We start from the raw sequence: 7,870 nt of genomic DNA, 5'->3' as shown, positions 1-7,870 counted from the left end.
CCACCGAAGTCGAGGCCGTCTACTACCGTCAACACCAGCCAACCCCGGCTGGAGCAGTCAACTGATCGAGTCTCCACCGAACCCGGGGCGGTTCAGCCTGACCACACTCATCGACCCTGTCCGTCAAAACGGGTCAACCCCAACCGTGGTATGCCGCAGCCAATGAGTGCTGACACCCAACAACCGCACACTCTCGACATACTGGCCCACACGCAGCCACAACGTCTCATACCGCGCCCTGCCCAACCGACTGCCATTGGCATACCGCAACACCATCTCGTCCCCGTCCCGGACACCCCGCTCACGGGCATGGTGAAGCAGATGCTCCATCAACGTCGGCGACACGGGCTGCCACCGCTGCGTCGAATTCTTCTCCCTCAACCGCACCAACGACTGATCGGGATCCAGGTCACGCAACCGCAGCGCAAGCGCACCACCCGTACGTGCCGCGGTCTCCAAATGGAACCGCAACAACAACGCATCCAATGCCGGATCCCGGCCCGTATTACGCGCGACCGCGGTGATGTCCGCGATCAGCTGCGGACTCAAGGCAAAACGCCGCGGCTCACCCCTGGCCGGTATGGACACACGATTCACGACATTCTGCCGCACGCCGATCAACCCATGCTCCACCGCATACCGGTACAACCACGTCAACGCGTGATAGGCATGCAACGCCGCCCCGCCGCCGCCGATGGACGACCGCCGCACGAGCGCACTCTCCCGCACACCCTCCAGAAAACGCGTCACATCGCCCGCGTCGAACTCGTGCAGACGACACGGACCCCACTCCGCCACCAGCCTGTCCAGATATCCGCGATAAGTCCGCCGGGAACCCGCAGGCATGGCCTTGACCACCTCGGGCACCAACTCCGCGAACGTCGGCCCCACCACATCGCCGGCAAGATCGGCGGGGGTCAGGTTCATCCGCTCCAACAGATGTCGCGCCGCCGCCAGATCCCCGGGGTCGATGTCCCGCCCCGATGCCGCACCACCGATCACGGGCCCCTCAGCCACCGGTCACCCCCGGACCCGGGTCGGCCCCGACAGCGTCCGCCGCACCCGCAATCCCGGACAGCGGCGTCCCGGACAGCGACGTCCCGGACAGCGACGTCCCGGACAGCGACACCGCCTCGCCGACCGAATGGACCTCGGCCACCATTTGCCGCGGGTCCGGCAACACCCGCTCCAGCGTCTCCCGACCGTGGATCACCAGTGACGACAGCGACGGCACCGCCACAAGCAGCACCTGTTCCCGCTGGCCGAACCCGCACCCAGCGCAGGATCCGGGCCGGCACCGCGACCATGTTCCGCTCGGTCAACACCGACCCGCCACGCGGATCCCGACGCACCACCAGGGACCCGCTGTCGTGCACCCGGATCGTCACCGGCATCCGAGGGAGCCATTCCAGCATGCCGAACAGAGCCTGATCGGTGATCCGGCCCTTTCCGTCGAAGGCGCGGATGGCGTGGTGGGCCGGCGGCTGGGCGCGCAGGACCGGCAACCCACCGGGATCCGGCGCCGCGGTCCGCCTCAGGTCCACACCCCTGCGCCTGAGGGGACCAGGGGTGTGCACGGGGACGCCGTCGTCGGGATCCGGTCCCCGGGGATGCGGGTCCGGTGGGGGACAGTCCGGTTCCGGCGGGGCGCCGAAGGCGAAGCCGGGGACGATCCGATCACCCACAGCGACCCCCACGCGGAGCGCCGTCCCCCGGAGGGGACGCCGGAGGGGACACCGGAGGCACCGGCCGGCAGGTGCCTCCGGAGGTCGGCTGTGCTGTCACATGCGGTGGGACCGATCCCACGTTCGCGTGTTTGACATCCGCACGGTGCGGTCCCCGACCTCCAGCTCCACCGAAGGTACCTTTCCGGCCATGCGGGCAACCTAACCCGGATCGCGTCGATCAGCGCGTCACCAACCTTCTCTCCCCGGTCGTGGCGGCGATCGCGGTGGCCGCGACGGCGACGGCGGCGCCCACGAGGGGGACGGCCGGGGCGTCGAGCGCGCCGCCGAGCACACCGGCGCCCGCGATGCCCGTGTAGATCGCGGAGGCGTTCAGGGCGAGCAGGAGGTTCGCCCGATCCGGGTCCACCGCCACCAGGGCCGCGAACAGGGGCGGGTTGAATGCCCAGAACAACGCGCCCCACGCGGCCATCACCAGGAACCCGGTGGGGCCGGCCACCGTGGCGGGCAGCAGCACCAGCACCGCGGCGCAGCCGCCCAGCGCCACCAGCAGCGGTGTCCTGGGCCCGTGGCGGTCCGCGGCCATCCCGCCGATCGCGTTGCCCACCACCCCGCCCACGCCGTAGGCGAGCAGGTGACCGCCGTCGGGCGGGTGGCCGGTGATCGGGCCGAGGTAGCCGTAGACGCTGAACGTGGCCAGGCACGCGAGCAGCGACACGGCGAGCAGCCGCTGCACGGGCGGGTCGGCCAGCGGCGCGAGCCGTTGCCGGAACCCGATCACCGGGCCGGGGCGCACCCGCGGCACGGCGGACCGCACGACCAGCGCGGCCACCACGCACAGCACCGCGACCAGCACGAACGCCGCCCGGTAGCCGTGCCGGTCGGCGACGAACCGCCCGGCCGGCACGCCGAGCAGCGTCGCGGCGGTCAGCCCGGCGGTCACCACCGCCATCGCCTTCGCCTTGTGGTCCGGGTTGAGCTGCGCGGCGACCGCCGTGGCCGCCGGGGTGGCCACCGCCGCACCGCACGCCGTGACCACCCGCGCCACCAGCAGCAGGTCCAACGTCGGTGCGAACGCCGCACCGACGTTGCCCAGCGCGGCGACCAGGAGGGCGGCCACCAGCAGGGACCGCCGCTCGAACCGCGCGGTGAGCATCGCCAGCACCGGCGAGCCGACCGCGTAGGCCAGGGCGAACGCGGTGATCGTCTGACCCGCCGCGGCGGTGGTGACCCCGTGGTCGGCGGCGACCTCGGTGAGCACCGCCGCGACCACGTACCCGCTGGACCCCGCCGCCACGGTCGTCGCGGCGAGCGCGCAGGTCCGGGAGCGCATCAGGACACCAGTCGGGGCGGCGCCGGGGTCAGGTAGGGCGTCAGGTCGGGTGGGCGGCGGCCGGTGAACGCCACCCGGTAGACGGTCTCGCGGACCAGTGCCACGGGTCTGCCGGCGCTGAGCAGGGTCGCCTGGCACCACAGGGCGGGCACGTCGTCGGGGTCGTCGGGCAGCGGGTCGGCGAAGTCGGGGTCGTCGGGCGCCGGGGTGGTGGTGGCGAAGTGGGTGGCCCGGCGGGCGCCGGTGACCAGCATGCCGAGCGGCGTGTAGCCGCGGCCGAGCTCCTCGCGGCCGGGCTCGTCCAGTTCGAGGCCGCGCTGGTGCACCAGCGCGGTGATCGCGGCCAGGCGCGGGCCGCTGTCGCCGAGGTGGGGGACCAGGTAGCCCTCGCGCCGGGTCACCTCCGCGTGCGGGGGTAAGCCGAGCAGGTGCGCTTGACGAGGGGTGAGGTGGTGGCGGGTGTCGGGTTGCCGTGGGTCGCGGCGCAGGCGGTAGCCCACCCACAGGGACAGCACGCGGGTGAAGGGGACGGGTACGTCGCGCAGGAACCGGGCCATGGTCTCGGCCCGGGCCCCTGCCTCGTCCGCGTGGGCGGCGGGTGCTGAATTGATCATCGGGGTGCACCTTCCGGTGAGGCCGCACACGTCGTTGTGCGGGCGTCGGTGCGATGCACCCACGATGAGGCCGCATTGATGCGGAAACATCGGTCGGGTGACGTAGAAGATCGCGCATTAATTCCACTGTGGACAAAGTGAGGAATGCTCGGATCCGAGCCCGATGCGGGCGTGACCGCCGATCAGCTGTCCACCGGCCGGGACGCCAACCACATCCGGTGCTCCCGGTCGATCAGCTCCTCGGCCTCCGCGACCACCTCGGGCCACGACGCCTCGTCGGCGTCCTCCAGCTTCACCAGCACCAGCACCAACGCCCGTGACGCCGATGTGTAGCTCGTCGCCTGCGTCGAGTGCCGCCGCATCCCGAGCCACGCCGCGCCACCCGCCACGACCGCGGCGAACATGCCGGACAGGTCCAGCGACCACTCACCGAACGCCCGCCCACCCGCGAGCACGACGGCCGCCACCTCGCCGACGACCAAGGCGGCCCGCCACTGCGTCGCCCGCGTCCGATTGGTGTCCGCCCGCTCCGCGTACCACTGCTGCTGCCGCCGGATCCGGTTCTCCAGGTATGCCGACCGGCGTTGCTCGAACGGCGCCGCCCGCATGGCGGTCATCGCCGGCGTGACGGACGTGTCGCTGCCGCGCAGCGGCCACTGCTGCTCGCCCCGCTCGACCACCTCGACCACGCGTTCCCGGAACAACGCCTCCGGCCGCGCCACGTCGGCCGGGAACGGCGCGCCCGCCGCCGCGTACCGCCACGCCAGAGTCGTGATCTCCTCGGCGACCGTGCGCCCGGCGTACCAGCGGCGTTCGGGCTGCTGGAACCACAGCATGATCCCCGCCACCAACGCCACCGCGAACGCCACCATCGCGAGCGTCCACCACGGGTAGAAGTCGTCGTGGACCTTCGTGTCGAACGCGGCGAAGAGACCCGCCGCGACGGCGCTGAGCAGCCGGGTCCGGGTCAACCGGAGCGCCGACCGCTGGCCGCGCCGCGACGCGTCGTCGGCTTCGCGGACGAGACCGGGTAGATCGGCGTCGGTCATGACGCCCCGCCCCTCCCCGGTCATGAAGCCCCGTCCGTCGCGCCCGCCGGGATCACCGCCCGCACCACGGCGCCCACCTCGGCGCCGGCGGAGACGATCATGCCACCGGACGGGTCCCACACGGCCGAACGACCCGCCGCCGACTCGTACCCCTCACCCGTCGAGCCCGCGAAGCTCGCCGCCGCCACCCACACACCGTGGTCGGCCGCGACCCGCCGCGCCCGCGCGTCCAGCACGCCCCAGTCCCGCGAGTGCTCCAACACGCCCGCCACGTACACGTCCACGCCCAACGCCACCGTGTCCGCCGCGTGCCGCGGCACACCGGTGTCCCTGCACACCGCCAGCCCCAGCCGCACCCCGTCCACCTCGACCACGGCCGGCGCGTCACCCGGTCGGAAGCGCGTCGGCTCCCCACCGCCGAGCCACATCTTCCGGTACGCCACCCGCACACCCGCGCCGGACACCTCCAGCACACCGATGTGCGCCACACCTATGTGCGCTCCCGCCACCGGCGCACCCGCGAGCGCCACCGCCCCCGTCTCCGCGCACGCCGCCACCAGCGGCTCCACCAGCTCGAACGGCACCACGGGCGCGTCGAAGTGGTACCCGGTCAACGACAGCTCCGGGAACACCACCACCCGCGCCCCGGCCGCGCGCACCGCCTCCGCGTGCGCCGCCACGTTGGCGGCCACGTCGTAGGGGGTGCAGCGCGGCTGGGCCACAGCGATGGTGAGGGGTGCGGTGGTGATCACCACCGCACCCTAACCCCACCCCTAACGCGGCACCTTCGCCCAATCGACGTCCGACGCCAGGTAGAAGCCGGTGTACGCGGGCTGGTTGTACGAGGTCTGCTGACGCGCCACGTCGACCCGGTACTGGGGGTCGTGCATCAGCGTGTACAGCTTGTGGCCGGTGACCTCCGTGCTCAGGTAGATCCGCAACGCCGAGCTGTCCGCCGTGCGCACCACCAGCTCCTCGCGCCAGTCGCCCAGCACGTCCGCCACCAGCGACGGGTTGCCCTTGGTGTGGTTGTTGGTGCGCGTGCCCTCGGCGGTGAGCAGCGTGCCGCGCCGCCAGTCCTTGATCGTCGGCGTCACGTCCTGCGCGCCGTCCACGATCTGCGTGGTCAGGTCCGCCGCCCAGCGGATGCTCGCGTTCGTGCCGGGGATCGTCGTCGACAGCGGACGCCCGTCCGCCGACCACAGCCCCGCCGCGTCCGTGCCGCCCGGCAGCGACGCCCACGTCTCCAGCCCGGGCTCGTCCGGCAGCACGTCGCCGATCATGCCGCGCCCGGTGTCCCGCCCGGTGTACCCGCCGTAGACCACCTTGCCGGTGGCCGCGTCGCGCAGCGCGTAGCCGTAGGGCGCCGAGGTCGCACCCTCGTGCACCATGTAGATCTCCAGCCCCGGCCGGGCCGGGTCGATGTCGGTCACGTGCAACGCGTCACCGTGCCCGAGCCGCGCCACCGCGCCGGGGTTCGCGCTGCCCGGCGGCAGCACGTCCGACGAGTGGTAGAGCACCTCGCCGTCGTGGTCGATGGTCGACGCGCCGTAGACGATCTCCTGCTTGCCGTCGCCGTCCACGTCCGCCGCGCTCAACGAGTGCGCGCCCTGCGTGGCCAGCCCGCCGTGCGTCGGCGACGTGCCGTCCTTGCCGTGCACCGGGTAGTTGAACGGGTTGCTCATCTGCACCCAGCCGCTGTCCACGAACCAGTCCTTGACCAGCTTGCGGCCGTTCCACCGGTACGCGGCCAGGGTCGTGCGGGTGTAGTAGCCGCGGGCGAAGACCGCGGCCGGCCGCTTGCCGTCCAGGTACGCGACCCCGGCCAGGAACCGGTCCACCCGGTTGCCCGGCTCGATCCGGCTCATCGCGTAGTCGCCCCACATCAGGCCGTCGTCGTGCCGACCCGGCTCGTACCGCACCGTCTCCAGCTCACGGCCCGACCTGCCGTCGAACACGGTCAAGTACTCCGGGCCGTCGACGATGAAACCGGCGAACGCGCGCAGGTTGTTGCGCGTGCTGCGACCGGGCGCGTACACGTCGACGAAGTGGTCGGCCAACGCCCTCGCGTCCACATCGGACAACGGGTAGGCGTAGCGCGGCTCGATGCCGAACGCCTGCTCCAACGTCGCCGGCCACCGGCCCGCCACCACCTCGGGGTGCGCGTGCCAGCCCCGGAACATCTCCACCACGTGGTCGTAGTAGCCCGCGGGGCTGAGCCGGTAGTCGTCGCCGTGCGAGAAACCGGCCCGCACGTCCTCGCGCGGCATCGTCACGTACCGCTCGGACACCGCGTTCCCGCGCCGGTCGTACGTCGTGACCTTCGACCCGGGCGCGGTCTTCATCATCATCTCCGACCGGCCGTCGCCGTCGAAGTCGTAGACCAGGAACTGCGTGTAGTGCGCGCCGGAGCGGATGTTCACGCCGAGGTCCACGCGGTGCAGCAAGGTGCCGTCGAACCGGTACGTGTCGACGTAGGTCGGCCCGGTGTACCCGACCTGCGAGACGTCCTTCGCGTTGGACGGGTCCCACTTCACCACGTACTCGTACCCGCCGTCGCCGTCCACGTCGCCGACGCTGACGTCGTTGGCCGAGTACGTGTACGCCTCACCGGTCGGCGTGACGCCGTCGGCGGGTTTGCGCAGCGGCAGGTCGTAGGAGCCGGCGGACCAGGGCGACACGGGCTTGCTCGCCTCGCCCTGGCGGCCGCGGACCACCGGCGCCACCCGGTACTCCCCGCCGCCTTCGCGGTCGAGGTAGTTGGTGCTGTCGGTGACCGTCGCGATGCGGCGGCCGTCGCGGTAGACCGCGAACGCCGGACCGGCCAGGCCGGTGCCGGTGTGGCCGGTGACCTCGTGGCGCAGCAGCCGCCAACTCAGGAACACCCCGCCGTCGGTGCGGGCGGCCACCAGGCCGCGGTCGAGCCGTTCGAGCCGCGGACGGTCGTGCGAAGCCCCGTCGGGCGACGCCACCTCGGGCGACGCCGCGACGGGCGAGGCGGTCAGGACTAGCGCTAGTGCCGCCAGGACGGCGGGCAGGGGTCGGACGCGGGTCATCGGCGGCCTCCAAGGGCGCGACAGTGCGCGAGGTGCGTGACGAGGCCACACGATGAACCGTTTCAACTCTCTTGGCAAGAGTGGATGGCGGCCGGGTTCCGGCGGTGGAACACGAGCCTTGACGCCGGGATGG

The 7,870-nt window shown here is 72.2% G+C and carries 7 protein-coding genes; all 7 read right to left on the bottom strand.

The features are described 5' to 3' along the window. Positions 1-123: 123 nt before the first annotated feature. On the bottom strand, positions 124-1,017 hold the full coding sequence (locus AB0K14_RS21045; protein ID WP_360451787.1) for a tyrosine-type recombinase/integrase: 894 nt from the start codon (positions 1,015-1,017) through the stop codon (positions 124-126). Then, on the bottom strand, positions 1,010-1,240 hold the full coding sequence (locus AB0K14_RS21040; RefSeq protein WP_360451785.1) for a hypothetical protein: 231 nt from the start codon (positions 1,238-1,240) through the stop codon (positions 1,010-1,012). The genes AB0K14_RS21045 and AB0K14_RS21040 overlap by 8 nt, the downstream gene beginning before the upstream one ends. 665 nt (positions 1,241-1,905) lie before the next feature. Next, a complete protein-coding gene (locus AB0K14_RS21035; RefSeq protein WP_360451783.1) occupies positions 1,906-3,018 on the bottom strand; it encodes an MFS transporter in 1,113 nt (370 codons plus the stop codon). After that, entirely contained in the window at positions 3,018-3,632 is a 615-nt protein-coding gene (locus AB0K14_RS21030) for a hypothetical protein (protein WP_360451781.1), read from the bottom strand. Before AB0K14_RS21030 ends, AB0K14_RS21035 begins: the two co-directional genes overlap by 1 nt. 182 nt (positions 3,633-3,814) lie before the next feature. Continuing rightward, positions 3,815-4,705, bottom strand: coding sequence for a DUF4231 domain-containing protein (locus AB0K14_RS21025; RefSeq protein WP_364338498.1), 891 nt, complete (start codon positions 4,703-4,705; stop codon positions 3,815-3,817). Next, positions 4,702-5,433: a carbon-nitrogen hydrolase family protein gene (locus tag AB0K14_RS21020; RefSeq protein ID WP_360451777.1), complete on the bottom strand. Its 732-nt coding sequence runs from the start codon at positions 5,431-5,433 to the stop codon at positions 4,702-4,704. Before AB0K14_RS21020 ends, AB0K14_RS21025 begins: the two co-directional genes overlap by 4 nt. Positions 5,434-5,454: 21 nt before the next feature. Beyond that, positions 5,455-7,737, bottom strand: a complete 2,283-nt coding sequence (locus AB0K14_RS21015; protein WP_360451775.1) for a rhamnogalacturonan lyase — start codon at positions 7,735-7,737, stop codon at positions 5,455-5,457. Between the last annotated feature and the right edge of the window lie 133 nt (positions 7,738-7,870).

Source organism: Actinosynnema sp. NPDC050801 (genome assembly GCF_040673975.1).
In the GTDB taxonomy this organism is placed as follows: Bacteria; Actinomycetota; Actinomycetes; order Mycobacteriales; family Pseudonocardiaceae; genus Actinosynnema.
Note: the sequence above shows the minus strand (reverse complement) of the source record. Positions and strands in the feature narration are given on the sequence as shown.

Bases quoted from the DNA above. Each gene is read 5' to 3' on its own strand.
- AB0K14_RS21035 (WP_360451783.1), bottom strand. From the start codon at position 3,018: ATGCGCTCCCGGACCTGCGCGCTCGCCGCGACGACCGTGGCGGCGGGG.
- AB0K14_RS21030 (WP_360451781.1), bottom strand. From the start codon at position 3,632: ATGATCAATTCAGCACCCGCCGCCCACGCGGACGAGGCAGGGGCCCGG.
- AB0K14_RS21025 (WP_364338498.1), bottom strand. From the start codon at position 4,705: ATGACCGGGGAGGGGCGGGGCGTCATGACCGACGCCGATCTACCCGGT.
- AB0K14_RS21015 (WP_360451775.1), bottom strand. From the start codon at position 7,737: ATGACCCGCGTCCGACCCCTGCCCGCCGTCCTGGCGGCACTAGCGCTA.